24 protein-coding genes and 1 pseudogene are annotated in these 25,041 nt (G+C 64.3%); 7 read left to right on the top strand and 18 right to left on the bottom strand.

Translation table 11 applies throughout. The features are described 5' to 3' along the window. Positions 1 to 135: 135 nt before the first annotated feature. The gene (locus ABIB90_RS28940; RefSeq protein ID WP_007593987.1) at positions 136 to 417 is read left to right on the top strand and encodes a hypothetical protein; all 282 of its coding nucleotides are present in this window, start codon (positions 136 to 138) and stop codon (positions 415 to 417) included. Between the two features lie 28 nt (positions 418 to 445). Here ABIB90_RS28940 and ABIB90_RS28935 read toward each other — a convergent pair whose 3' ends face one another. The 3 genes from ABIB90_RS28935 to ABIB90_RS28925 form a co-directional block, all read right to left on the bottom strand. Continuing rightward, the gene (locus tag ABIB90_RS28935) at positions 446 to 1,525 is read right to left on the bottom strand and encodes an isocitrate/isopropylmalate dehydrogenase family protein (protein ID WP_354201798.1); all 1,080 of its coding nucleotides are present in this window, start codon (positions 1,523 to 1,525) and stop codon (positions 446 to 448) included. A 130-nt stretch (positions 1,526 to 1,655) separates the two neighbouring features. Next, positions 1,656 to 2,723, bottom strand: coding sequence for an alcohol dehydrogenase (locus ABIB90_RS28930; RefSeq protein WP_018457117.1), 1,068 nt, complete (start codon positions 2,721 to 2,723; stop codon positions 1,656 to 1,658). Between the two features lie 171 nt (positions 2,724 to 2,894). Beyond that, positions 2,895 to 4,091: a CaiB/BaiF CoA transferase family protein gene (locus ABIB90_RS28925; protein WP_354163197.1), complete on the bottom strand. Its 1,197-nt coding sequence runs from the start codon at positions 4,089 to 4,091 to the stop codon at positions 2,895 to 2,897. A 195-nt stretch (positions 4,092 to 4,286) separates the two neighbouring features. On the opposite strand from ABIB90_RS28925, the gene glgA reads away from it, so the two are divergent. Beyond that, a complete protein-coding gene (gene glgA, locus ABIB90_RS28920; protein WP_219682748.1) occupies positions 4,287 to 5,702 on the top strand; it encodes a glycogen synthase GlgA in 1,416 nt (471 codons plus the stop codon). A 143-nt stretch (positions 5,703 to 5,845) separates the two neighbouring features. Here glgA and ABIB90_RS28915 read toward each other — a convergent pair whose 3' ends face one another. The 3 genes from ABIB90_RS28915 to ABIB90_RS28905 all read right to left on the bottom strand — a co-directional run bounded on the left by ABIB90_RS28915 (position 5,846) and on the right by ABIB90_RS28905 (position 8,921). Then, positions 5,846 to 6,796, bottom strand: coding sequence for an oxygenase MpaB family protein (locus ABIB90_RS28915; RefSeq protein WP_354163200.1), 951 nt, complete (start codon positions 6,794 to 6,796; stop codon positions 5,846 to 5,848). A 94-nt stretch (positions 6,797 to 6,890) separates the two neighbouring features. Next, on the bottom strand, positions 6,891 to 8,036 hold the full coding sequence (locus ABIB90_RS28910) for a patatin-like phospholipase family protein (RefSeq protein ID WP_219682750.1): 1,146 nt from the start codon (positions 8,034 to 8,036) through the stop codon (positions 6,891 to 6,893). Positions 8,037 to 8,105: 69 nt separating this feature from the next. Next, the gene (locus ABIB90_RS28905; protein ID WP_354163356.1) at positions 8,106 to 8,921 is read right to left on the bottom strand and encodes a 3-hydroxybutyrate dehydrogenase; all 816 of its coding nucleotides are present in this window, start codon (positions 8,919 to 8,921) and stop codon (positions 8,106 to 8,108) included. Positions 8,922 to 9,093: 172 nt separating this feature from the next. On the opposite strand from ABIB90_RS28905, the gene ABIB90_RS28900 reads away from it, so the two are divergent. Further along, positions 9,094 to 9,981 carry a LysR family transcriptional regulator gene (locus ABIB90_RS28900; RefSeq protein ID WP_354163203.1) on the top strand — a complete coding sequence of 296 codons (888 nt, stop codon included), beginning with the start codon at positions 9,094 to 9,096 and terminating at the stop codon, positions 9,979 to 9,981. Positions 9,982 to 10,005: 24 nt separating this feature from the next. Here ABIB90_RS28900 and ABIB90_RS28895 read toward each other — a convergent pair whose 3' ends face one another. Both ABIB90_RS28895 and ABIB90_RS28890 read right to left on the bottom strand, forming a co-directional pair. After that, positions 10,006 to 10,722 carry a peroxiredoxin-like family protein gene (locus ABIB90_RS28895; protein ID WP_354163206.1) on the bottom strand — a complete coding sequence of 239 codons (717 nt, stop codon included), beginning with the start codon at positions 10,720 to 10,722 and terminating at the stop codon, positions 10,006 to 10,008. An 80-nt stretch (positions 10,723 to 10,802) separates the two neighbouring features. Then, positions 10,803 to 11,087 carry a hypothetical protein gene (locus ABIB90_RS28890; RefSeq protein WP_007594003.1) on the bottom strand — a complete coding sequence of 95 codons (285 nt, stop codon included), beginning with the start codon at positions 11,085 to 11,087 and terminating at the stop codon, positions 10,803 to 10,805. Between the two features lie 242 nt (positions 11,088 to 11,329). Between ABIB90_RS28890 and ABIB90_RS28885 the strand changes: the two genes are divergently transcribed. Beyond that, positions 11,330 to 11,812, top strand: a complete 483-nt coding sequence (locus ABIB90_RS28885; protein ID WP_007594004.1) for a cupin domain-containing protein — start codon at positions 11,330 to 11,332, stop codon at positions 11,810 to 11,812. A gap of 100 nt (positions 11,813 to 11,912) precedes the next feature. Further along, the gene (locus tag ABIB90_RS28880; RefSeq protein ID WP_354201797.1) at positions 11,913 to 13,115 is read left to right on the top strand and encodes an MFS transporter; all 1,203 of its coding nucleotides are present in this window, start codon (positions 11,913 to 11,915) and stop codon (positions 13,113 to 13,115) included. On the opposite strand, the gene ccoS is transcribed toward ABIB90_RS28880, so the two are convergent. The 10 genes and pseudogenes from ccoS to ABIB90_RS28830 all read right to left on the bottom strand — a co-directional run bounded on the left by ccoS (position 13,112) and on the right by ABIB90_RS28830 (position 22,654). Beyond that, complete coding sequence (gene ccoS / locus ABIB90_RS28875) at positions 13,112 to 13,279, bottom strand: cbb3-type cytochrome oxidase assembly protein CcoS (RefSeq protein WP_007594007.1); 168 nt, start codon at positions 13,277 to 13,279, stop codon at positions 13,112 to 13,114. The genes ABIB90_RS28880 and ccoS overlap by 4 nt on opposite strands. Then, complete coding sequence (locus ABIB90_RS28870) at positions 13,279 to 15,471, bottom strand: cation-translocating P-type ATPase (RefSeq protein WP_354201796.1); 2,193 nt, start codon at positions 15,469 to 15,471, stop codon at positions 13,279 to 13,281. Before ABIB90_RS28870 ends, ccoS begins: the two co-directional genes overlap by 1 nt. 11 nt (positions 15,472 to 15,482) lie before the next feature. Then, complete coding sequence (locus ABIB90_RS28865; RefSeq protein ID WP_354127773.1) at positions 15,483 to 15,968, bottom strand: FixH family protein; 486 nt, start codon at positions 15,966 to 15,968, stop codon at positions 15,483 to 15,485. A gap of 15 nt (positions 15,969 to 15,983) precedes the next feature. Further along, complete coding sequence (gene ccoG, locus ABIB90_RS28860) at positions 15,984 to 17,450, bottom strand: cytochrome c oxidase accessory protein CcoG (protein WP_354163220.1); 1,467 nt, start codon at positions 17,448 to 17,450, stop codon at positions 15,984 to 15,986. 111 nt (positions 17,451 to 17,561) lie between these two features. Then, complete coding sequence (gene ccoP / locus ABIB90_RS28855) at positions 17,562 to 18,437, bottom strand: cytochrome-c oxidase, cbb3-type subunit III (protein WP_354201795.1); 876 nt, start codon at positions 18,435 to 18,437, stop codon at positions 17,562 to 17,564. A 6-nt stretch (positions 18,438 to 18,443) separates the two neighbouring features. Next, positions 18,444 to 18,608: a CcoQ/FixQ family Cbb3-type cytochrome c oxidase assembly chaperone gene (locus tag ABIB90_RS28850; protein ID WP_007594016.1), complete on the bottom strand. Its 165-nt coding sequence runs from the start codon at positions 18,606 to 18,608 to the stop codon at positions 18,444 to 18,446. Between the two features lie 13 nt (positions 18,609 to 18,621). Beyond that, on the bottom strand, positions 18,622 to 19,356 hold the full coding sequence (gene ccoO / locus ABIB90_RS28845) for a cytochrome-c oxidase, cbb3-type subunit II (RefSeq protein WP_354201794.1): 735 nt from the start codon (positions 19,354 to 19,356) through the stop codon (positions 18,622 to 18,624). 10 nt (positions 19,357 to 19,366) lie between these two features. Beyond that, a complete protein-coding gene (gene ccoN, locus ABIB90_RS28840) occupies positions 19,367 to 21,016 on the bottom strand; it encodes a cytochrome-c oxidase, cbb3-type subunit I (RefSeq protein ID WP_354201793.1) in 1,650 nt (549 codons plus the stop codon). Positions 21,017 to 21,360: 344 nt separating this feature from the next. Next, positions 21,361 to 21,786, bottom strand: coding sequence for a CBS domain-containing protein (locus ABIB90_RS28835; RefSeq protein WP_007594019.1), 426 nt, complete (start codon positions 21,784 to 21,786; stop codon positions 21,361 to 21,363). A gap of 38 nt (positions 21,787 to 21,824) precedes the next feature. After that, positions 21,825 to 22,654, bottom strand: a pseudogene (locus tag ABIB90_RS28830) (universal stress protein). A 205-nt stretch (positions 22,655 to 22,859) separates the two neighbouring features. On the opposite strand from ABIB90_RS28830, the gene fixL reads away from it, so the two are divergent. Both fixL and fixJ read left to right on the top strand, forming a co-directional pair. Then, a complete protein-coding gene (gene fixL, locus ABIB90_RS28825) occupies positions 22,860 to 24,377 on the top strand; it encodes a sensor protein FixL (protein WP_354201792.1) in 1,518 nt (505 codons plus the stop codon). A 3-nt stretch (positions 24,378 to 24,380) separates the two neighbouring features. Beyond that, complete coding sequence (gene fixJ, locus ABIB90_RS28820) at positions 24,381 to 24,998, top strand: response regulator FixJ (protein ID WP_007594024.1); 618 nt, start codon at positions 24,381 to 24,383, stop codon at positions 24,996 to 24,998. Positions 24,999 to 25,041: the final 43 nt, after the last annotated feature.

Below are 25,041 nucleotides of genomic sequence, written 5' to 3'. Positions count from 1 at the left end.
TCGCTTGGCTCTTCGCGATGACGGCCGCCAACGTGAACATGCATTCACGAAGATTAAATTCCCACGCCGCTGCAACACCATAGCAACCAGCTGATTTGCTGGAAGTTCTCTCGCCATCAAACGAGGGAGATTGCGATGAAACTCAAATTTGCTGTTGTTGGTCTGGCTGCCCTGGGCGGCGCAACGCTCGCATCAGGACAGGCGCTCGCAGCGATGCCGAACGGCATTCCGCAGGCCGACCGTATCGCGAGCGGCCCGGCAGCCGACGTCGATCAGGTGCGCTGGGTCTGCAACCCCTGGGGTCGCTGCTTCTGGCGTCCGAACTATTATGGCGCCTACGGCTTTTACGGCGGCCCGCGACGCTTCTACGGCGGCCGTCCGTGGGGCTGGGGCCATCGCCACTGGCGTCGCTGGTGAACTGCAAGGGGCCGCGAGGCCTCTCTTCCTACAAAGTCGCGAGCACCGCCTTCGTGATGTCGGCGGTGCCGTTGCTGCCGCCGAATTCCATCGGCTTGAGGCCGCCGGCATAGACCTTGTCCACGGCGCGCTCAATTTGTTCGCCGGCCTCAGCCGCGCCCTCGACGCCGTGCTTGTCGGCGAGCCAGTCCAGCATCATCGCGGCCGACAGGATCATCCCGGTGGGATTGGCCTTGCCCTGCCCCATGATGTCGGGCGCGGTGCCGTGGCACGGCTGGAACACGGCGTATTTGTCGCCGATGTCTGCCGACGGCGCCATGCCGAGGCCGCCGATCAGGCTCGCGGTGATGTCGGAGACGATGTCGCCGAACATGTTCTCCATCACCATCACGTCGAAATCCCAGGGACGCTTCACCAGCATCGCCGAGCAGGCATCGACATAGAGCCAGTCGGTCTTCACCTCCGGATGACGCTTGGCGATCTCGTCGAAGATACCGCGGAAGAACGCAAAGGCCTTGAACACGTTCGCCTTGTCGACGCAGGCGAGCGCGCCGGGCTTGCCGCGCGCCTTGCGCCGTTCGGCGAGGCGAAACGAGAACTCGAACAGGCGCTCGGATGTCTTGCGCGTGATCACCATGGTCTCGCGCGCCTCCTCATGGGTGACGACGCCCTTGCCCATCGAGGCGAACAGGCCTTCGGTGGACTCCCTGATCACGACGAGATCGATGCCGCGCTGGTCGGCGCCGACGATCGGGCTCGGTACGCCCGGAATGAGCCGCGCCGGGCGCACACCGGCATAGAGATCGAAGATGAAGCGCAGCTCGATCTGCGGCGCGATCTCGGTGTTGTCAGGGTAGCGCACCGACGGCAGACCGCAGGCGCCGAGCAGGATCGCGTCCGCCTCCTCGCACAGCTTGATGGTGGTATCGGGCATCGACTTGCCGGTGGCGAGATAATGATTGGCGCCCGCCGGCGCCTCGGTGAAGCGGAAGCTCAGGCCGGATTTCGTCTCGATCTTGCGCAGGACTTCGATGGCCGGCGCCATGACTTCGGGACCGATGCCGTCACCGGCGAGCACGGCAATGTGGAAGGCGTTATTTGCGGACATGGGGCTTCCGAATGAAGGAGAGAGAGACTCGTCATTGCGAGGAGCTCTTGCGACGAAGCAATCCAGACTGTTCCGCGGAGGGATTCTGGATTGCTTCGCTGCGCTCGCAATGACGGAGGATAGACCGAGGCTACGGCGTCAGCACCGTGCGGCCGACCACCGCGCCCTGCTGCAACTGCACCAGCGCGTCGTTGGCCTTGGCGAGCGGCTGCCGCGTCACGGGGATCGGCGCTATGTTCTTCGCGCGCACGAGGTCGAGCAACTCCTGCGTCTCGCGCAAATTGCCGACATAGCTGCCCTGGATCGTCACCGCCTTGATCGGAATCAGCGGCAGCGCCCAGGTCGCGCCGCCGCCGAACAGGCCGACGAGCACGAGCTTGCCGCCCTTCGTCAGGCAGTCGAAGCCGAGTTGGGTGGTGGCGGCGTTGCCGACGAGATCGAGCACGGCGCGGATGGGACCACCGGCTTTCTTGGCAAGCTGCTCCAGCGCGTCGGGCGCCTTGGGATCGACGGTCGCGAGCGCGCCGGCCTGCTCCGCGGCTTCGCGTTTCTTCGCGTCGATGTCGACCATGATCGCGCCCTTGCCGCCCATCGCCTTCAGCAGCGACAGTGCCATCAGGCCAAGTCCGCCGGCACCGAACATCACGATCGGCGTGTCGAAGTGCTGCTCGAGCTTCTTCAGCGCGCTGTAGGTCGTGACGCCCGAGCAGGCGTAGGGTGCGGCCGACGCAGGATCGAGGCCCTTGAGATTGAGCAAATAGCGGGGATGTGGCACCAGCATGTGATCGGAATAGCCGCCGTCGCAATAGACGCCGAGCGAGCGCGGCGTCAGGCACATGTTCTCATCGCCGGCGAGACAGGTCGCGCATTTGCCGCAACCGATCCAGGGATAGACCAGCCCGACATCGCCGATCTTCACGTCGCCCTGGTCCGACGACTTCACGTCCGGGCCGAAGGCGAGGACCTCGCCGACCGTCTCGTGCCCCATGGTCAGCGGCAAATTGATGCCGCGGTCCTTCAGCGAGAGCGGCTTGCGGCCGTGGCCGAGATCGTAGCCGCCTTCCCAGATGTGAAGGTCGCTATGGCAGACGCCGGCGGCCTTTACCTTGATCAGCACCTGCGTGCCGGACGGCTGCGGCGTCGCCTCGTCGAACTCCTGCAGCGGCGCCTTGAAGTCGGCGACCTTGAAACTTTTCATTGGCGTCCTCCCGGATACTTTTCTTGTCGTCGCCACCATGGCATGGGCGACAGGGCGAGACAAACTCGGACCTGTCTAGTTGAGGCTGACGGATGATGGCAAGCCGGCCACGCGCAAAGCCGGATTGCTTGCTGCAGGATGCTGCCTGTCAGACTGCCGTCAGCCTTATCGTCAGCCTTGCACGGCTGTTTTGCCCGACGGAATTGGCGCATTGTCGGTGAGCCCGATCTCCGCGCGCAGTCCGTCCGTGTGCTCGCCAAGAACGGCCATCGTCTTGCCCGGTGTCGTATCGGCACCGGTCATCCGGAACGGCAGATTGAGGACCTGGAACGAACCGCCTTCATCCTCAACAGACGAGAGCGCCTCACGGTGCGCGAGCTGCGGATCGGCCAGTGCTTCGGACACAGTGCGGTAGGCCGAGGCCGGCACGCCGGCCGCACCTAGCGCGACAAGACAGACATCGGTCGAGAGCTGCCGCGACCAGGCCTCGACACCGTCCATCAAGTCAGCCCAATGATCGCGGCGCGCCGCGTAGGCGGCGAAGCGCGGATCGGAAATCCAGTCGGGGCGGCCGATCACGCCCATCAGTCCCTGAAACGTCTTCTCGCTCGCGACCGTGATCATGACATAGCCATTGGCCGTCTCGGTCGGCCCGAACATCGGGCGCGGCGGCGGCTTCACCGCGAATTGCGAACTCTGCAACTCCGTCAGCGTCAGCGTCAGCATCGATTCCAGCATGGAAACGTCGATGTGCTGGCCGAGCCCAGTCAAGGTGCGCTGGTAGAGCGCCGACGCGATCGCGCCAAACCCGTAGGTGCCGGTGACGACGTCGGCATGGTAGATGCCGCAATAATCCGGGCGGCTGCGGCCGGGCTGGTAGGCGAGATGCGCCATGTCGTAACCGGAGGCTGCATGGATCACCGGCGCATAGGCCGGCAGCTCGGCCGACGGGCCGCTCTGGCCGTAGCCGGAGATCGAGCAGTAGATCAGCTTCGGATTGACGGTGCGTATTCTGTCATAGTCGAGCCGCAGCCGATGCATCACGCCGGGGCGAAAGTTCTCGACCAGGATGTCAGCAGTCGCGGCCAGCCGGCGGACCGCCTCCTTGCCGTCCTCGGACTTGAGGTCGAGCACGACGCTCTTCTTGCCGACGTTGAGCTGGCCGAACACGGTGCTGCAGCCCTTGCGCAGCGGCGGCCGGGTCCGCATCGTCTCGCCGCCGTCGGTCTCGATCTTGATGACCTCGGCGCCCATGTCGGCGAGCATCCGCGCACAATGGGGACCGGCGATGGTGGTCGAAAAATCCAGGACACGGAGGCCGGCGAAGGCCTTTGTCGTGGTCCCCTCATGCTTATCTGATAGCTGCATGCCTGCTTGCGTCCTTGAGTCACTTAGGAACTTATCGAAGTTCTCTGTTGTTGGTGCGCCGACCCTAGAGGGCGGCGGCTGAGTAGGAAAGTCTTTACCGAACAGACACGTCTCGCGGGCGGCTTTGGGAATTCCGGGGCAACTGGACCCGTTCTTGCATAGCAGCAATCGGGCTCCGGCAGAGGGCAGCAGTTCTTGAGGGTCTTGTTCGTTACGACAGAAATGGACGACTTTGTCCGCGTCGGCGGACTTGGAGCCGTTTCCGCTGCACTCCCCCGAGCCCTCCGTCCTTTCGCCGACATCCGGGTCATGTTGCCTGGCTATCGCGACATCATCGAACAACTCACGCATATTCAGATCGTTGGCCGCTGTCCGGCGTTCGCGGAGATGCCGGCCTGCTCGCTCGGCCGCGCCGCGACCAAGGACGGTCTGCCGGTCTATGTGTTGTTGTGTTCGCAACTCTACGACCGGCCCGGCAACCCCTATGGCGACGAGTCCGGGCGCGACTGGCCCGACAACGACATCCGTTTCGCTCGCTTTGCCTCGGCCGCCGCTGAGCTCGCGATGGGCACGCTGGACAAGGATTGGGCAGCAGACCTGATCCATGCCAATGACTGGCAGGCTTCGCTCGTGCCGGCCTACCTCGCTTGGCGCGGCTCCAAGCTGCCGTCGATCCTGACCATTCATAACCTCGCCTATCAGGGCCTCTTCCCGAAGGACTCGCTGCGGCGGATCGGCGCACCGGAGAGCTCCTTCCATATCGACGGCGTCGAATTCTACGACCAGCTCTCCTTCCTCAAGGCCGGGCTGGTCTACGCCTCGCATCTCACGACAGTCAGCGGCACCTATGCGCGGGAGATCACCACGGATGAATTCGGCTGCGGTCTCGAAGGCCTGCTTCGAGTCCGCTCCGACGCGGCCGAGCTCACCGGCATCCTCAACGGCATCGACGAGAGCTGGGACCCGCGTTCCTGCGCCCAGCTTGCTCAGCAGTTCGGCGCCGGCGACTGGATCGGCAAGAAGGCCAATGCGGACTATGTGCGCAAGCAGTTCGGGCTTGCGGTGTCGCGCGGCCCGATGTTCGGCATCGTCGCCCGGCTGGTGCACCAGAAGGGCATCGACCTCGTGCTGGCGGCGGCCGACGAGATCGTCGATGCCGGCGGGCAGATCGTGGTCACCGGCTCCGGCGAGCCGGCGCTCGAGCAGGCGCTGATCGACGCGCATCGCCGGCGGCCTGACGCGATCGGGGTCGTGATCGGCTTCAACGAGGCTCAGGCGCGCCGCATCTTCGCCGGCAGCGATTTCACATTGATGCCGTCACGCTTCGAGCCCTGCGGGCTCAGCCAGATGTACGCCCAGCGCTTCGGCTCGCTGCCGATCGGACACCAGACCGGCGGCCTCGCCGAGACCATTACCGACGGCGAAACCGGCTTCCTGTTCTCAAAACCCTCGCACGAGTCCTTCCTCGGCGGCGTGCGCCGGGCGTTCTCCGCCTTCGTGGCACAGGACCAGCTCGACACCATGCGTCGCAGTGCGATGGGACGGTCGTTCTCCTGGAGCATCCCGGCCGGCAGCTACAACGCGCTGTACCGGAAGCTGGCGGCGGTGTGAGCGCGCGGCGACGGCGTGTCCTTCGCGCTCCGTCCTTGCGAGCGTAGCGAAGCAATCCAGACTGTTTCCGTGGCAGCAGCCTGGATTGCTTCGTCGCAAGGGCTCCTCGCAATGACGGTGGTTTGTGGCAACGGCGGAGGACTTCACCCCTTCCCGCGCTGATCCATCTGCGACCGTCCGATCCAGGCACGGTTAAGGCACCGCGTCATCCAGTCCGGCTGCGGCTCGCCGCGCAGCCTCGCCTGCGCTTCCTGGTAGGGACCGACATAGCGCAAGCGATCCGGCAACTTCGGGTAGACGCGTCGGATCCATCGGAGCGCATTTTCGGCCGCCCTCTTATCGCGCTCATCAAGCTCGAACCCAAACCCCACACGCAGGCGTTCCGGCAGCAGGCTTGCCGTGAGCGCGCGATACCAGCGCGGCGGACGCAACCACGGGCGCGCGCCACCAAAGATTTGCGCGGCGATCTCGCGCGCCGCCGGACTGACAGTCAGCGTATCCGATTGCGTCATTGCCGCGGTGTAGGCCGCAAAGCCCGACCAGTCCGTGGGCAGATCGTGCGCCGTCAACCCGAACAGGGCACCGAACAACCGACTCTCGGCCCAGTAGCGCTCGCGCTCGTCCGCCGAGAGCGGCGGCAGAACGAGGTCATGCGCCATCAGCGCGGTCTCGACCAGCGTGGCATGAACCCAGCGCAGCGATGGGACGTCGTTGGCACAGTAGCGCGAGCCTGCCGCGAACGGACCGACGGTCTCCGGCATCTCGCCGACGATCATGCTGTGGCGCCGGTGCAGTTGCCGCGACGACAACAGCGCGCGGTCAAGCGAGCCGAACACCATGGCAAAGACGATGTCGAAGGTGCGATGAAATCGTCCGATCGGATCGGCCAAGGTCCGCGAGTGCTCGGCGATGGCGGCGGCGACCCAGGGATGCGCCAGCTGCAGCAACAGCGCACGACCGGCGCCGAGAAAGATCACGGCCTCGCGGTCGATCTGCCAAGTCATCGTGTCAGGGCCGAACACACCAGCAACCGGTCCCGCCATATCAGCACGAACCTGATCGAGGGCAGATTCCAGATCTCTCTCAGCGACCAATTGCAAGGCCTCGCGACGAAGACAGCGGGCGACAATAACCCGGACGGCCTTCCCGTGAAATCGTCACTGCGAGAAACAATGACGGACCAAGCCCTCACTCCGCCGCAATCGGCATGACGTCCACATGTTCGTGCAGCACCACGCCCGCAAGCGGGTCGAACTCGCCAACCCAGGGCCTTCGCTCCAGCACGGACTTTGTGTGCGAATAGCCGGCATCCCAGCGCCGCATGATGCCGGACGGACTGAAGTCGATATCCTTGGTGTGGTTCTCGCGATCGAGCTGCGGCGCAAGCAGGCGCACGACATGCATGCGTGTCGGGCAACCATAGCTCGCCAATTCACGAACCGCCGGATCGCTGCGCTCGCTCTCGGGCAGTCGCGCGGCGAGCTGGTTGATGACATGGCGCAGGCGATGGGCTTGCTGCTGGCGCGTGATCTGGCTCGCGATCCGGCTAGAATACTGCACGTCCTTGTGCCGGTTCAAGACCTCCGCCATCGTGGTTGGCTCGGCGCCGACGGGATTCCACAAATGCACGGCGAAGATCAGCGAATTTTTACGCGGATTATCATCAAAGACCGCCTCGGTCGGCGTGTTCGACAGAATACCGCCGTCCCAATAGAGCTCGCCATCGATCCGCACGGCCGGAAACGCCGGCGGCAGCGCGCCTGACGCCATGACATGCTTCACCGTCAGCTCGCCGTCGCGGCTGTCGAAATAGCGCATCTGGCTGCTGCGGACGTGAGCGGCGCCGACCGTCAATCGTGGCGCGCAGCGATTGATCCGGCCGAAATCGACGAGCTCGAGCAGCGTCCGCTCCAGCGGGGCCGTCGAATAGAAGCCGGCGTGATCGGCTCCGAGGGGATAGGAATCGCCCGCATGCGCCAATGGATTGGGACGGAAGAAGCCGGGAATGCCGTGGGTCACGGTCGACCAATAGGCGAGCTTTTCGTTGAAGTCGGGAAACGCGGTGCGCAGATTCCAGACCGGATTCTGCTCCATTCGTTTCCAGAACTCCTTCAGGCGCTGCAGCCGCTGGTCGGGCGCGTTGCCCGCAATGAGGCAGGCATTGATGGCGCCGATCGAGGTGCCGATGATCCAGTCCGGCTCGATGCCGGCCTCGTGCAGCGCCTGGTACACCCCGGCCTGATAGGACCCGAGCGCACCGCCGCCCTGAAGCACCAGCACCACCTGGCCGGGCAGATCCTTCGACACGCTGGTATCGCGCTTTACGCCGTTCATATCCTGCTCCCTGAGAGCCCGTATCCTTGCCATGTTCGTTCCTCGCGATGTTTTGTTACGCGCTCGCCTTCAATGCGCGGTCCAGCCTCCGTCGACGGGCAACGCAATCCCGGTGATCGTGGCCGCCGCGTCGGTCGACAGGAATACGCTGAGCGCACCGAGCTCCTCGACGGTCGAGAAGCGCTTGTTCGGCTGTTGCGCCAGCAGCACGTCGCGGATCACCTGGTCGCGCGAGATCCCGTGCGCCTTGGCCTGTCCGTCGATCTGCGCCTCGACCAGCGGCGTATAGACATACCCGGGACAGATCGCGTTGCAGGTGATGCCCTCTTCTGCCGTCTCCAGCGCAGTCACCTTGGTGAGCCCGACGATGCCGTGCTTGGCCGCGACATAGGCCGCCTTGAACGGTGAGCCGACCAGGCCGTGCGCGGAGGCGATGTTGATGATCCGCCCGAACCCGTTCTGTCGCATTGCGGGCAGCGCGAGCCGCGTGGTGTGGAAGGCCGACGACAGATTGATCGCGAGGATCTGGTCCCATTTCTCGACCGGAAACTGCTCCAGCGGCGCAACGTGCTGGATGCCGGCATTGTTGATCAGGATATCCAGCCGGCCGGCCTGCGCGACCGTCGCCGCGATCATCTCGGCGATCGAATTCGGCCTGGTCATGTCGGCCGGCGAAAAACTTGCCTTGACGCCGAACTCGGCCGCGATCTGCTCGCGCGTCCGGTCGAGCTCGGCCGCCACACCAAGGCCGTTCAGCACGATGTCGGCGCCGGCCGCGGCAAGTGCCCGCGCGATACCGAGGCCGATGCCACTGGTTGACCCCGTGACCAGCGCAACCTTGCCCGCGAGCGCCCGGGCGGCGGACGTCTGCGGCTTGACGGACATATTCACTGGCAAATCCTCCGACGACTGGTGTTGAGCCGACTGTGAAGCATCGCCCGGTTTGACGGAAATGCCCGTTAGCTTCCGAAACCATGCCCGGGCGCTATTGCGGCCGGGATGTCATTCCCCGCCCCGATCGGCTAGCCTCCGCCTAGTCTTGCTGGAGAGCCGATCCATGGAAATGCACCAGGTCCGCTATTTCCTCGCGGTGGCGCAGCTCTTGAACTTCACGCGTGCCGCCGAGGACTGCAACGTGACGCAGCCTTCGCTGACGCGCGCGATCAAGCAGCTCGAGGCCGAACTCGGCGGCGATCTGTTTCGCCGCGAACGGCCTGCGGCACAATTGACCGAGCTCGGCCAGCGCATGCATCCGCTGCTGAAGCAGTGTTTTGATGCGGCCACCGGCGCACGCTCGCTGGCCTCCTCTTTCCGCAGCGGCGAGATCGGCGCGCTTCGCGTCGCGCTGACGCATTCGATCGATCTTTCGCTCCTCATCCCGCATCTCAACCAGATCAAACGGCAGTTCAACCGGCTCGAATTCCGCTTCCTGCGCGGCTCGAGTCGTGAAGTGGCCGACTTGCTGAAGAAGGGCGAGGCCGAGCTCGGGATTGCCGCCGACATCGACGAGGCCTGGGAGCGGCTCGATGTCTGGCCGCTGTTCACCGAGAGCTTCGAGCTCGTGGTCAGCGACGGACACCGGCTCGCAGGCCGCAGCAGCATCGAACTGGACGATTTGCGCGCGGAGCAGCTGCTGAGCCGGACGTTTTGCGAGCATTCCGTCCGTATCTCGGCGAGCCTGCGCGAGCACGGCATCGCGGTCGAACAGGGTCACGAAATCTCGAACGAGCGCGACCTGATCGAGCTGGTCGAGGCCGACATCGGCGTCGCCATGGTGCCGCACACCTCGCCCGTTCCGGAGACGCTGACGCGCGCTGCGGTCGCCGGGCTGGACGCCCGTCGCACCGTCAGCCTCTACGGGGTGGCCGGCCGGCAGCGTACGGCGGTGGCCAATGCCGTGATGCGCATGCTGCGCGGTGCGGATTGGCGGGAGATTGCGGGTTAGCAGCGACGCTCGCTGCTGACCCTTTTAGGCTTCCCTGCTCGCGCCTTCCAACGCTTCAAGCAGATCATCAATCTCCATCCGCTTGCGGAAATCCGGATCGACGAAGCGGGCTTTCACGAGGCCGTCGCGACCGACGACGAACACGGCCGGGATTGGCAGCATCCAGCCATCATTGCCGTGGAATTTCGCCATATCCTGATAGGACAACAGGCTCTGGATCTCGGCACCGAGCCAGATCGCGAGATTGAGCGACAGCGCATAGCCGTTGTCGAGGTCGGTCAGGATCGGAAATGGCGCACCAGCTTCCGCTTTGAGCTGCTGGGTATATTCCTGCGTCTCCGGCATGACCGCGATGATTCGCGCCCCCATGGACTCGATGCGATCAAGCGCCTGGACCACCGCGCGAACATTGAGCCGGCAATAGGGGCACCAATGGCCGCGGAAGAACATCACGGCGACCGGGCCGCTCTCCAGCAGCGAGGACAACGCGACGAGACGCCCGCTCTCGTCCGGCAACATGAACGGCGGCATCGCCTCGCCCGGACGCGGCGCGGTGTCGCCGCCGCCGTTTCCATTCAACCTGGTCACCAGATGATCGACTGCCTCGCCATAGGCCGGGAACACGTCACGGCTGGCGTCGGCATAGGCGCGGAGCTGCTCGTTCAGCGTGCCATCCATGTCACGGCAGCGCTGGAAGGCGAGTTTGAGCCGCTCGGCATCGGCCGGCGAGAGAGAGGTCATCTTGCGCTCCAGCGTTCAGGGGACGAATATTAGGTGCCCGATCCGGCCGCCCGCAAGGGGCGGCCGTCATGCGCACGCGATCAGTTCACGTAGAAATTGCCGGTCGGATCCAGCCGCCCCGAGGTGGAATACAGCGATCCGTTGTCCATGAAGAAGACGGTGTTGTCAGGGACCTTCTTGGCGCTCTTCATCATGGCCTCGTGGTTCTTCTCCGCCGGGGCCATGGCCATCGCCGACATCTTGCCGGGACCGCCATACATGTAGGCCATGCCGGCCTTGAAGTCCCATGTGGCCTCCGAGAAGGCCGATGTGGCGATGACCGCGAACGCAGCCGTGGCAATCAAGGTCTTGGACAATGTCGTCATGAGATGCTTCTCCGGATTGACGTGAACGCCCGCCAATCGGGCGCCCTGCCATCGAACGCCAATCGCTGGGAAAGCGGAAATGCCGATCCCCAATCGGTTCGATAGCGAGCGCGTATCGGGCCCGATAGCGCCGGTCTATCGCAGCGAGAGCGAAAGAGCATTTCAGAACGAGCACTCTTTCGACGAAAGTCCCGACATAGCCGGCGACCATTGCGGTTGCGGCCAACACAGGAGACGTCCCGATGTTCAAGCATCACACCTTGTCGCGCGCGGTCTGGCCCGGCCTTGCGATCCTCGGCGTATTGACACTCTCGGCGCAGCCAGTCTCCGCCGGCGAATGCCCGGCCGACAAGATCAAGCCGAACGCGCAGCAGATGGTCGACTACAAGCCGGTCGGCGTCACCGACGTCACGCTCGGCGCCATCGACCTCGGCAAACAGCCGGCGCATATCGAAGGCCGCGAGCTGCGCTTCCGCAAGCTGACCATCGAGCCCGGCGGCATCGTGCCCTGGCACAGCCATGACGACCGCCCTGCCCTGATCTTCGTGCAGCAAGGCGAGATCGTCGAACACGCTTCCAACTGCGTCGATCCGATCGTGCACAAGGCCGGCGACATCCGCCCCGAGGTGTCCGGCACCTCGCACTGGTGGAAGAACCTCGGCAAGGAAACGGTCATCCTCTATGTCGGCGACGTCCGCAAGGACCCGCACGACCACAACATGTAACGGGTGCGCGACCCCAGCGCACGCCTGACGGAATGTGGCGCCCGGGATCCCCATGCTGCCCCGCATGCGGGCGCCACATTCATCACAAGGAAGCCCTGCCATGACCGATCTTTCCGCGCCGATCAAACCGACCGCGATGACGATGGACGCGCATTCACCAGGTCTCGCGCTTCGCTCCCTCGTGATCGGCCTCACTGCCTTCCTCACCGTCGTCGACCTGTTCGCGACACAGGCAATCCTGCCCTCGCTGACACGTCACTACGGCGTCACGCCGGCGGCGATGAGCCTGGCGGTCAACGCAAGCACGTTCGGCATGGCCGTCGCAGGCCTCGTCGTCGGCTTTCTCAGCCCGCACATCGACAGGCGGATCGGCATCCTGCTCAGCCTGACCCTGCTCGCGATTCCGACGAGCCTGCTGGCGACTGCGCCCAATCTTGCCGTCTTCACCGGCCTGCGGGTCGCGCAGGGCCTCTGCATGGCATCCGCCTTCGCATTGACATTGGCTCATCTCGGCGAGCAATGCAGCGCAATGGATTCCGGCGGCGCCTTTGCCGCCTACATCACGGGAAACGTCGCCAGCAATTTCGTTGGCCGGCTGGTCTCGGCCGCGATCGCCGATAGCCTTGGCCTGGCATGGAATTTCTATTTCTTCGCAGTCCTCAATCTCGCTGGCGCGGCACTGGTCTATTTCACCATTGCGCGCGTACAGCCGACGCGTGCAACGACGTCGACAGCATCGGCGTTTGCCGCGACGATCGCGCAGTGGCGGGATTCACGGCTGCGTGCCGCCTACGGCATCGGCTTCTGCATCCTGTTCGCATTCATCGGCACTTTCACATTCGTCAATTTCGTTCTGGTTCGGCCACCGCTGTCGCTGGGCATGATGGACCTCGGATTCGTTTACTTCGTCTTCCTGCCGTCGGTGGTCACGACGTTGCTGGCCGGCAAAGTGGCGTCGCGCCTCGGAACGCGTCCGACGATCTGGGGGTCGCTCGCCATTGCAGGGATCGGCTTGCCGCTGATGCTGGCCCCACACCTGGGCGCGGTCCTCGCCGGGATGGTTCTGGTCGGAATCGGCACCTTTTCCGCGCAAGCGGCTGCGACAGGATTCGTCGGACAGGCTGCGGCTGAAAACCGCGGCATCGCCAGCGGCACCTATCTCGCCTGCTATTTCTGCGGCGGGCTCATCGGCACCGCCGTCCTCGGCCGGCTGTTCGACGCGTATGGCTGGCATGCCTGCGTGGCCGGGGTGGGCCTGGCGCTCGCGGTCGCGGCCCTGCTGACGCTCGCCTTGAAGCGCTAGCGCTTGGCCGGCGCTTCCTGCGGCGGCTCATCGTCGGCGATGGCGCGCCAGGCGGCGCCGTCGAGATCGTCGTACTGGCCGCTCCGGAGCGACCAGAGGAAGGCGGCGAGACCGGCGAGACCGAGCATCAGCGCTAGCGGCACCAGGATGACCAGGATTTCCATCACGCGATCTCCCGCGAGGCGCCGCGCGCGCGCAGCGAATTCACCATCACCAGGATCGATGATCCGCTCATGGCGGCGGCCGCGATCAGGGGCGTCACGACGCCGCTGATCGCGACCGGCACCGCGAGGACATTGTAGCCGATCGCAAGCCAGAGATTTTGCCGCATCAAACGCAGCGCCTTACGTGAAGCGTCGATGGCGGCGGCGACCGGGGCCAGCGGTCGGCCGAGAAAGATGAGATCGGCGGTCGCCTGGCTCAAATGCGCGGCCGAGATCGGCGACATCGAGACGTGCGCTGCCGCCAGCGACGGCGCATCGTTCATGCCGTCGCCGACCATCAGGACCTTCATGCCCCTCTGCTTCAAGACCTCGATCCGCGCGATCTTGTCGGCTGGGGTCACCCCGGCGCGCCATTCGGAAATGCCCAGCGCGTGGGCCGCCGCGATCACCGCCGGTTCGCGGTCGCCGGAGAGAATCTCGATGCCGATATTGCGCGCCTTCAGCGCTGCGATCACAGCCTGCGCATCGGGACGGAGGCCCTGGCGCACAAAGAGGATGAATTTTTCGCTCCCCTTGCTGAAAGCCACGACGGAGGCTTCGGGATCGAGATTTGTCACGTCGGAAACCAGCGTCTCGGCGCCGCAGAAGGACGGACGGCCAAGGCGAATCTCGATGCCATCGACCACAGCGCGCACGCCCTGGCCGGCTTCCTCTACCGCGCTGACGATCGGCGATCTGGCGTCGGAGGCCTGCGCGACGGCGGCGGCGACCGGATGATGGCTCGACAGCGCGAGCCGTCCGGCAAGCTCGAAGACATCAGCGGGGATATCGGCGGCATTCATCACGTCGAGATCGGGCAGCGTCAGCGTCCCGGTCTTGTCGAAGATGACGTGATCGGCTTCTGCGAGACGCTCGATGGCATCGCCCGAATTGAGCAGTACGCCCGATCTGAACATTGCGCCCGAGGCGATCGTCTGCACCGTCGGAATGGCGAGCCCGAGCGCGCAGGGACAGGTGATGATCAGCACCGCGACGCCGGTCACGATCGCATCATGCCAGCCGGCGCCCGCGATGACCCAGCCGAGGATGGTGACGAGCGCGGTGGCATGCACCACCGGCGCGTAAAGCCGCGAGGCGCGGTCGGCGAGCCGCATGTAGCGCGAGCGCGCTTGCAGCGCATTGTCGAGCAGCCGCGTGATCTCGGCCAGCAGCGTCGCCTCGGAGGCCGCGGAGACCCGTACCCGCAAGCTGCCCGAGATGTTCATCGATCCCGCATAGACCGGCGTGCCCTGGCCTGCCGTGACGTAGAGCGTCTCGCCGGTGATCAGGCTCTGGTCGATTTCGGAACGGCCCTCGATCACGGTGCCGTCGACCGCGCAGCGCTCGCCGGGTCGCAGCAGCACGATGTCGCCGGGATAGATCGCGGCCACCGGCACTTGAGATATCTCGCCAGGCCCGACGAACTTGGCCGCGGTCTCCGCCTTGAGCGCGGCGAGATTGCCCGCGACCGCGCGGGTCCGCCGCCGCATGTTCTGGTCGAGGAAGCGGCCGACCAGGAGGAAAGTGAGCAGCATGATCGCCGCGTCGAAATAGGCATGCTCGGCGTGATGGATGGTTTCGACCACGGACATGCCGAGCGCCAGCGTCACGCCGATCGAGATCGGGACGTCCATATTGGTGGTCTTGGCCGACAGCGCGCGCCAGGCCGAGCGGAAGAACGGCTGGCCGGCATAGGCCGCCGCCGGCAGCGCGATCAGCGCCGACAGCCAGTGGAAGAAATCGCGCTGCTCCGGCAGCATGTCCGAGACGTTGCCGGACCACACCGGGATCGACAGCATCATCACGTTCATGGTGGCGAACGCGGCGACGCCGAGGCAGCGCAGCAGGAAGCGCGATTCGGCGACCTCGGTCGCCTCCGCGCTCTCGGTCTCGTAAGGATAGGCCTTGTAGCCAAGCTCTTCGAGGCGATCGATGAAGCGTGCCGGATCGAGCGTGCCCGCCTTCCATTCCAGCGCAACGCGCCGGTCGGTGAGGTTCACGCGCGCCAGCGTGACGTCGGGAATCGCGGACAGCCCGCGCTCGATCTTGGCCATGCAGCCGGCGCAGTGAACGCCCTCGACCGCGAGATCGATGTGCTGGACGCCCTCGCCCGCAGTCCGGACGTAATGCGAAAAGTCGCGCGAGACGTGCATGGCAAAATCCTTCAGTTCAGGATCACGCGATTGCGCGACATGAACACGCGCGCTCCCCGCGTCTCGCCCTCGATCACCAGGTCCCACTGGCCCGGTGCGACCGATGCGGCATTGCCGCGATAGAGCCCGATGCCGGCCTCCGAGAGCTCGATTGCGAGATCGGCGCGCTTGTCGGTCGGCCGCTCCAGGCGGCCGCCGAATTTCAGTCCGGCGATCGGCTGGCCGCTCGCGTCGCGCGCCTCGACCTGAAGCACGGCGCCACCATCGGCGCGGCGCTCGACATGGGCATTGACCTTCCATTTGCGCGCGGCCTGGTCCTGCGCCGCCGAAATTTCGCGATCATAGGCGAGCCCCGCGGCATAGGGACTGTCGACGTCCGTGCCTGGCAGCGTCGCGATCGCGAGCTTCATCATGGTCACGTTGACGCCGATCACGACGCCGAAGAAGGCGACCAGCATCAGAAACACCTTGGTTCCGGTCAGCGGCTTGGTTGCCATGGCGAACTCCTGATCCTAGGGCGCGACGAAATTGTCGGTGGCGCTGGCGACTTCGCCGAGACCGATATCGGTGACGTGAAAGCGAACCGGGATCGACTTTTCCGGATTGCCCTCGACCGGCGCGGTCACGAGCACCCGCAGCTCGCTGGTGGAGTCGCGCGGAACCACGATCATCGGCCGGTCCTGCGTCACGGAATCGATCCCGATGACATGGATCGTCGCATTAACCGGACCGCTCGCGTCGATCGCAATGACGCGGTCGTAGCCGCTCTTGTTGAGCAACCGCACCGTGTAGGCGTTGCGGATCGAGCCGTCGCTGAGCCTGACCGCGACCGGGTTGCGGTCGTGCAGCACGTTGACGTCGAGCAGGCTGCGGGTCGCCAGCGTATAGATCATGATGCCACCGACCGCCGCGATGATCGCGCTGTAGGCGACGGTGCGAGCCCGGACAATGCGGTAGACCGGCGCCTTGCCTTCCTGGCGGCGCTGGATGTTGACGTCGTTGTCGTAGCCGATCAGCCGCTTCGGCCGGCCGATCTTGGTCATCACGTTGTCGCAGGCGTCGATGCAGAGCCCGCACTGGATGCATTCGAGCTGCGGTCCATTGCGGATGTCGATGCCGGTCGGACACACGGCGACGCATTGATAACAGTCGACGCAGTCGCCGACTTGCTCGCCGAGCGCGCGCAGCTCGGCCGCCTTCTTCACTGACGTACGCTTCTCGCCGCGATCGTAACGATAGGTCACGTTGAGCGCCCATTCGTCGGTGAGCGCGGCCTGGATCCGCGGCCACGGGCACATATAGGTGCAGACCTGCTCGCGCATGAAGCCGGCGAGCACGTAGGTCGTCGCGGTCAGGATGCCGATCCAGATATAGGCGATCATCGGCGCCTGGAAGGTGACGAGTTCCCTGACCAGCGTCGGTGCGTCGTTGAAATAGAGCACCCAGGCGCCGCCGGTCCACCACCCGATCAAGAGCCAGATCGAATGCTTGAGCACGATCTCGGAGATGCGCTCCAGCTTCATCGGGTCGGACGATTTGTCCTTCTTCATCCGCTCGCGCCGGTCGCCCTCGATCAGACGCTCGACCGCATAGAACAGGTCGGTCCACACCGTCTGCGGACAGAGATAGCCGCACCAGATGCGGCCGCCGACCGAGTTCATCAGGAATAGCGCCACCGCGGCGACGATCAGCAGGCCGGTGAAGTAGTAGACCTCCTGCGGCCACAGCTCGATGAAGAAGAAATAGAAGCGGCTGTTGGGAAGATCGATCAGCACCGCTTGGCTCGGAGCACCGAGGCCGCGGTTCCAGCGCACGAACGGCAGGAAGTAGTAGACGCCGAGGCAGAACGCCATCAGGCCCCATTTGATCCGGCGGAAGGTGCCGGAGATGCTCTGGGGATAGACTTTCTTCTGGGCCACATAGAGCGGCCCGTTGTCATCGTCTAATGGGAGCTCTTTTGGGTTCACGGTCCTGTTCATCGCCTGCAGCTTTTCGGGAGGTGCGATAAAACCTAGACCCGACGCCGCCGCGTCAGTTGATCCAGCGCAAGCGGGAGCGTTTTTTGTTCGCCCCCGCTTGTTCCCAATTGGCTATTTTCCGCCGCCCAGCGAGTGGACGTAAACTGCCATCGCCTTGATGGTGGCGGGATCGAGCCGCCCTTCCCAGGCCGGCATCACGCCCGCGCGGCCCTGGCTGATGGTCTCGATCAGCGTCGCCTCGTCCGAACCATAGAGCCAGATCTTGTCGGTCAAATTGGGGGCGCCCATCTCCGGGTTGCCCTTGCCGCCGTCGCCATGGCAGGCGACGCAATTCTCCGCGAAGATCTTCTCGCCCTTGGCCGCGTCATAGCCCTTGCGGGTCGGAAGGCCCGACAGTGCCCGGACATAGTTGGCGGCCGTGACGATCTCCTCCGGCTTCAGCACGCCGTCCTTGCCGAATGCGAGCATCTGGCCTTCATGCGTCTTGGCGTGGCCGGAACGTGCGCCAAACTGGATGGTCTGCATGATCTGGTCGAGCGATCCGCCCCACAGCCAGTCGTCGTCGTTCAGGTTCGGATAGCCCTTGGCACCCGCGCCGCCTGAGCCGTGACACGGCGCGCAATTGTCGCCGAACACGGTCTTGCCCTTGGCGCGGGCGAGCGCGAGCAGCGCCGGGTCCTTCTCGATCTCGACGAGCGAGGCCGCGCCCAAGGCAACCATCTTGGCTCCGCGGATCTTCTCGAGGTTGGCGAGCTCGACCGCGACGTCGGCGCGTGTCGAGTAGCCGAACAGGCCCGTGGTATTGCTCGAGATCAGCGGCCAGGCCGGATACACGATCCAGTAGCCGACCGCCCAGACGATGGTGAGGTAGAAGGTGATTACCCACCAGCGCGGCAGCGGCGTGTTGAGCTCCTTGATGCCGTCCCACTCATGTCCGGTCGTGGACCTGCCGGAGACGGGATCGATGTCGCTATGATGATCGGTCATGATCTCTTACTCCTCCCGCAACGGCAGGTGTGCCGCTTCGTCGAAAGCTGCCTTGTTACGGGGCCAGAATGCGTAGGCGATGATCGCGACAAAGATCGCGACGAACACCGGCGTCCAGATCGTGGTCACGAGACCGGACGCGAGATTGTCGAGGGTCAGGATGGCTTTCATCGTTGGTGCCTTCTCAGCGAAGATTGGCTTTCTCGTTGTAGATCTTGAAGTCGACCAGCGTGCCGAGCATTTGGAGATAGGCGATCAGCGCGTCCATCTCGGTCGGCGTGCCGGCCTTGCCGTCGAAGTTGCGCACCACGGCCTTGGCGTAGCGCTTGGCGAAAGCGTCGGAGCCGGCATTGTCAGGATCGGCCTGGGCCTTCATGTCGGCGCCCGCATTGGCGATCTGGTCGTCGGTGTAGGGCGTGCCGACGGTCCGCAGCGTGCGCATGTGGTCGGCGATCGTGTCCGGATCGACCTCGGTCTGGCTCAGGAACGGGTAGCCGGGCATCACCGATTGCGGCACGATTGCGCGCGGGTTGGTCAGATGGGTGACGTGCCAGTCGTCGGAATATTTGGCGCCGACGCGGGCAAGATCGGGACCGGTGCGCTTCGAGCCCCACTGGAACGGATGGTCGTACATGCTCTCGGCGGCCAGCGAGAAATGGCCGTAGCGCTCGACCTCGTCGCGCAAGGGCCGGATCATCTGCGAATGGCAGAGATAGCAGCCTTCGCGGATGTAGACGTTGCGCCCGGCGAGCTCCAGCGGCGTATACGGCCTGATCCCGTCGACCGCCTCGATCGTGCTCTTGAGGTAGAACAGCGGGGTGATCTCGACGAGACCGCCGATCGCGATCACCAGCAGGATGCCGACGATCAGGATGATCGAGTTCTTTTCGAAGATTTGGTGGCGTGTCCAGAACGACATGGAAAACTCCTCATTCCGCCGGCTGAAGAGCGACGGGCATCTGGACTTCCTGTTCGCCGACGCGAACGGTCATCCAGAGGTTGTAGGCCATGATCAACGCGCCGATCAGGAACAGCCCGCCACCAGCAGCGCGGATGATGTAGAAGGGATGCATCGCCTCGACGGTCTCGATGAAGGAATATTCGAGGAAGCCGAGCGAGGTGTAGGCGCGCCACATCAGGCCCTGAAGGATGCCGGACACCCACATCGCCGAGATGTAGAGGACGATGCCAAGCGTCGCGATCCAGAAGTGCCAGTTGACGAGCTTGAGACTGTAGAGGCCCTTGCGATTCCAGATCCAGGGCACCAGGCAGTAGAGCGCGCCGAAGGAGACGAAACCGACCCAGCCGAGGGCGCCGGAATGCACGTGGCCGATGGTCCAGTCGGTGTAGTGGCTGAGCGAGTTGACCACCTTGATCGACATCATCGGTCCTTCGAAGGTCGACATGCCGTAGAAGGCGACGGAGACCACGAGCATGCGCAGCACGGGATCGGTGCGCAGCTTGTCCCAGGCGCCCGACAGCGTCATCAGGCCGTTGATCATGCCGCCCCAGGACGGCATCCACAGCATGATGGAGAAGGTCATGCCGAGCGTCTGGGTCCAGTCCGGCAACGCCGTGTAATGCAGATGGTGCGGGCCGGCCCAGATGTAGAGGAAGATCAGCGCCCAGAAGTGGATGATCGAGAGGCGGTACGAATAGATCGGCCGCTCGGCGCGCTTGGGGATGAAGTAGTACATGATGGCAAGGAAGCCGGCGGTCAGGAAGAAGCCGACCGCGTTGTGGCCGTACCACCACTGGAACATGGCATCCTGGATGCCGCCCCAGGCGATGTAGGATTTCGAGCCGAACACCGAAACTGGCAGAGCCGGGTTGTTACCGAGATGCAAGACCGCGATCGTCACGATGAAAGCGAGATAGAACCAGTTCGCGACGAAGATGTGCGGTTCCTTGCGCTTGATGATCGTGGCAAGGAAGACCAGCAGATAGGTGACCCAGACGATGGTCAGCCACAGATCGGCGTACCATTCCGGCTCGGCATATTCCTTCGACTGGGTGACACCGAGCAGATAGCCGGTGCCGGCGATTAGGATGAAGAAATTGTAGCCTACGACGACGAACCATGGCGCGAGATCGCCTGCAAGCCGAACGCGGCAGCTCTTCTGGACGACGTAGAAGGAGGTCGCGATCAGGACGTTGCCGCCGAAGGCAAAGATCACTGCGGACGTGTGCAGCGGACGCAGGCGGCCGAAGCTGGTCCAGGGCAGATCGAAGTTCAGCGCCGGCCACGCCAGTTGCGAGGCGATGATGAGGCCGACGAGAAAGCCGGCAATGCCCCAGAACATCGCCATGACGGAGGAGAACTTGATGGGGCCCATGTTGTAATTGGGCCGGCCGTTGATCTCCGCAGGCGGCAGCGCCGCCGGCCGATCGAGGTAACGGTTGATGATGCAGAAGACGGCGGCCAGGCTCGCCGCCGCGCTCAGCGCGGCATGGAAGGCGAAGGGCGCATCGAGCGCCTTGGCCGAGGCAATCACGCAGAGGAAGGCGGTGACCGCGAACACGACAGCCAGGCCGCTTTCACCTGACGTCATGGACTTGGAGACGGAGGGCTGGCTCATGCGGATTCTCTCTGAAAGAACACAGGGCCAGAAACCACATTCGCCCTCGCGGGGAATTGATTGAAATCAAGCTATGTGGATTTCTGTTAATGTGAGGCGGTTGTTAAAGTGCCCTCTCCCCTTGTGGGAGAGGGCAGCGAGGACCATGCCGCGCACTCACTTGGGTGAGGGGTTGGTCCCGCACGAAGACTCTTTCGGTGGAGAAAACCCCTCATCCGGCGCCATAGCCGAAGCTTCGCTTCGGCGTTCTTAAGAACGGCGGCCGAAGGCCGCCTATGCCACCTTCTCCCACAAGGGGAGAAGGGAAGAAAAAGACTCTCCCGTAATTATGGAGCCGACAATTCTCACTCCCGCGCCGTCGCCTTGAGTGCCGTGATGACGTCCTCGCGCGCGACGATACCGACCAGCTTCTGCGCGCCGTCGAGCACGATGATGCTCCTGATGCGGTGCTCGACCATGATCTGGAGCACGCGCGTCAGCCGCGTGTCGGGGCTGACATAGATAAAGTCGGGCGTCATGACGTCGCCGATTTTGCGGCTCATCAGGTCGTGGTAGCGCGGCAGCATCTGGCTCGGCGTGAAGGCGAAGCACTTCAGGATGTCGAACTTGGTGACGATGCCGACGACCTGCCCGTCGTCCTCGACGGGATAGGAATTGAAATCATCGCGTTCGAACATCTCGCTGAGCGCGAGCAGGTCGAGGTCGCGCCTCACCGTCCTGACGTCGTGCGTCATGTAGCCGTCGACGGTCTGTTCAAGGAATCTGTACACGGCGCGTCCTCTTTGATTCGTCTTGCATCGCTCCCGCGTCAGTGCGACAGCAGCACGCAGCGGGCAGATTGAGTGACCAGATATTGGGTGACGCCGCCGAGGATCAGTTCGCGGAAGCGCGAATGACCGTAGGCACCGGCGACAATCAGACTGGCGCCGACATCGCCGGCAATTTTCTCCAGTTCCCCGGCGACGGTTTCGTTCCGGGCCGCTTCGGAAACGCGCGCGATCGCGGTCACGCCGTGGCGGGCAAGCCACGCCGTCACGTCGGTCACGCCAGCGACCGCGGCAGGGCGGTCGTCGTCGCCTTCGGGAATTGCGAGGACGGTGACATCCCTGGCCTTGCGTAGTATCGGCAGCGCATCGGCGAGCGCCCGCCGCGCTTCCGGCGTATCCTTCCACGCGACCAGGACGCTGCGCAGATCGAGCCAGTTGACCCCGTCAGGCACGACCAGGATCGGCCGGCCTGCATCACCAGATCCTTGGGGCTCGCGAGCGCGAAGGCGTCGGAGAAGGCCAGGCTCTGGCCGCCGGTGACGACGATGTCGGCGCAACGCGCCTGAGTGAACGTAAAGCGCGCCGGGAAATCCATGGCGCTGCGCCATTCCACATGTCCGCCGCGATTCCGGATCGCGGCGCGGAATTGCGCCTCGAGCTCGCCCAGGCGTCGCTTGACCGAGGCTTCCCCCTCATTGATCAGTGCCTGCGCTGCAGTGCCATCGCTGAAATAGAGCGGCGGGGCGAACTGCGCCGAAGCAACGCCGATGATCGACGCCTCAAATCGTTCGGCAAGCTCGCCCGCGACCTGAAGCCGCGCCTCGTTGGGCTGATCGAGCGCCAGGCTGACCATCACGGTCGCGTATGTCATCGAGATTCTCCGAAGCAATGGGCTTTGATCCGATCGTAAGCCGGCCGCTGCCTGGCAGGATGAGATAGATCAAAACCTTGGATCACCGCGCCGGCCGGAAATCTGCCAATGGTATAAGACATCGGAACTTGCCTCTGGCCCCTCCTTGGGTACATTGCCGACGGTAACGCTGTGCGGTTCCCCGCATCAGAATGGGAGTGATCGTTTGGCGCCGACCCGTGTGATTCATCCGCAAGATGACGGCCGGGGCGAACATTTCCGCGTTCGAATCGAAGGATTTGGCGTCGGGACCTGGGATCTCGATCTCACGACACTGGAATTGGAGTGGTCGGAGACGGCCAGAAGCCTGTTCGGAATCGAATCTGGCCAATCGGTGAGTTACGCGCTGTTCCTGTCCCGGCTGGAGCCGAACGACCGCGAGCGGATCGAGATCGCGATCCGGCGCGTCTCCGAACGGGGCGGCAGCTTCGACGTGTCGTTCAGGGTCACGGGGGCGTCGGGCAGAGCGCAGTGGATCCGCGCCCGCGCGGGGCTGATCCGGGACGACGCCGGCGCCGCTCGACATCTCAGCGGCATCTTTCTTGACGTCGATGAGGAGAAGCAGGTCGAGGAAACCCTGCGCACCCGCGAGAGTCACCTCCGCTCGATCCTCCAGACGATTCCCGATGCGATGATCGTCATCGACGGCCATGGCATCATCCAGCTCTTCAGCGCGGCGGCCGAGCGCCTGTTCGGCTGGGTCGAGTCAGAGGCGATCGGGCAGAACGTCCGCATCCTGATGCCGGAGCCCGACAGCTCACGTCACGACGGCTACATCGCGCGCTACCGGACCACCAGCGACCCACACATCATCGGCATCGGTCGCATCGTGACCGGCAAGCGCCGCGACGGCACGACCTTTCCGATGCACCTGTCGATCGGCGAGATGCAGTCGGGCGGCGAGCCCTATTTTACCGGCTTCGTCCGCGATCTGACCGAGCATCAGAAAACCCAGACGCGGCTCCAGGAATTGCAATCCGAGCTCGTCCATGTCTCGCGATTGAGCGCGATGGGCGAAATGGCGTCCGCGCTCGCCCACGAGCTGAACCAGCCGCTGGCAGCGATCAGCAACTACATGAAGGGGTCGCGGCGGTTGCTCGCCGGAAGCCAGGATCCGAATGCGCCGAAGATCGAGAGCGCGCTGGACCGCGCCGCCGAACAGGCGCTGCGCGCCGGCCAGATCATCCGGCGCTTGCGCGACTTCGTCTCCCGCGGCGAATCGGAGAAACGGGTCGAGAGTCTGTCCAGACTGATCGAAGAGGCCGGCGCCCTCGGGCTGGCAGGCGCGCGCGAGCAGGATGTGCAGCTCCGTTTCGGCCTCAATCCAAATGCCGATCTCGTGCTCGCCGACCGGGTGCAAATCCAGCAGGTGCTGGTCAACCTGTTCCGCAACGCGCTGGAAGCGATGGCGCAGTCGCCACGGCGCGAGCTCGTCGTCACCAACACCCGCGCCGCCGACGACATGATCGAGATCGAGGTCTCCGACACCGGCTCCGGCTTCCAGGACGACGTCATGCCAAACCTGTTTCAGACTTTCTTCACCACCAAGGACACCGGCATGGGCGTAGGACTGTCCATCAGCCGCTCGATCATCGAGGCTCACGGCGGCCGGATGTGGGCCGAGAGCAACGCATCGGGTGGGGCGACATTCCGCTTCACGTTACCGGCAGCCGACGAGAACTGATCCATGACGACCAAGGGAATCATCTACGTCATTGACGACGACGAGGCGATGCGGGATTCGCTGAATTTCCTGCTGGATTCAGCTGGCTTCGGCGTCACACTGTTCGACAACGCGCAGAGTTTTCTCGACGCCCTGCCCGGCCTCGCCTTCGGCTGCGTCGTCTCCGACGTGCGGATGCCCGGTATCGACGGGATCGAGCTTCTCAAGCGCCTGAAGGCGCAGCGCAGCCGGTTTCCAATCCTGATCATGACCGGCCATGGCGACGTGCCGCTGGCGGTCGAGGCGATGAAACTCGGTGCCATGGATTTCCTGGAAAAGCCGTTCGAAGATGACCGCCTCGTCGCCATGATCGAATCCGCGATCCGCGAGGGCGAGCCGGCGGCCAGGAACGAGGCCGTGGCCCAGGACCTCGCCGCTCGCGTCGCTTCCCTGAGCCCCAGGGAGCGCCAGGTCATGGAGGGGCTGATCGCGGGCCTCTCCAACAAGCTGATCGCCCGCGAGTACGACATCAGCCCGCGCACCATCGAGGTCTACCGGGCCAACGTGATGACCAAGATGCAGGCCAACAGCCTGTCGGAGCTGGTCCGGCTGGCGATGCGCGCCGGAATGCTCAACGATTGAAGTCACCAGGATTGAGGCAAGTCAAAACCGGTCGCTCGCCCTG

The organism is Bradyrhizobium sp. JR4.1 (assembly GCF_040548605.1).
Lineage (GTDB): Bacteria > Pseudomonadota > Alphaproteobacteria > Rhizobiales > Xanthobacteraceae > Bradyrhizobium > Bradyrhizobium canariense.
This window is presented reverse-complemented; position numbering and strand designations above follow the sequence as displayed.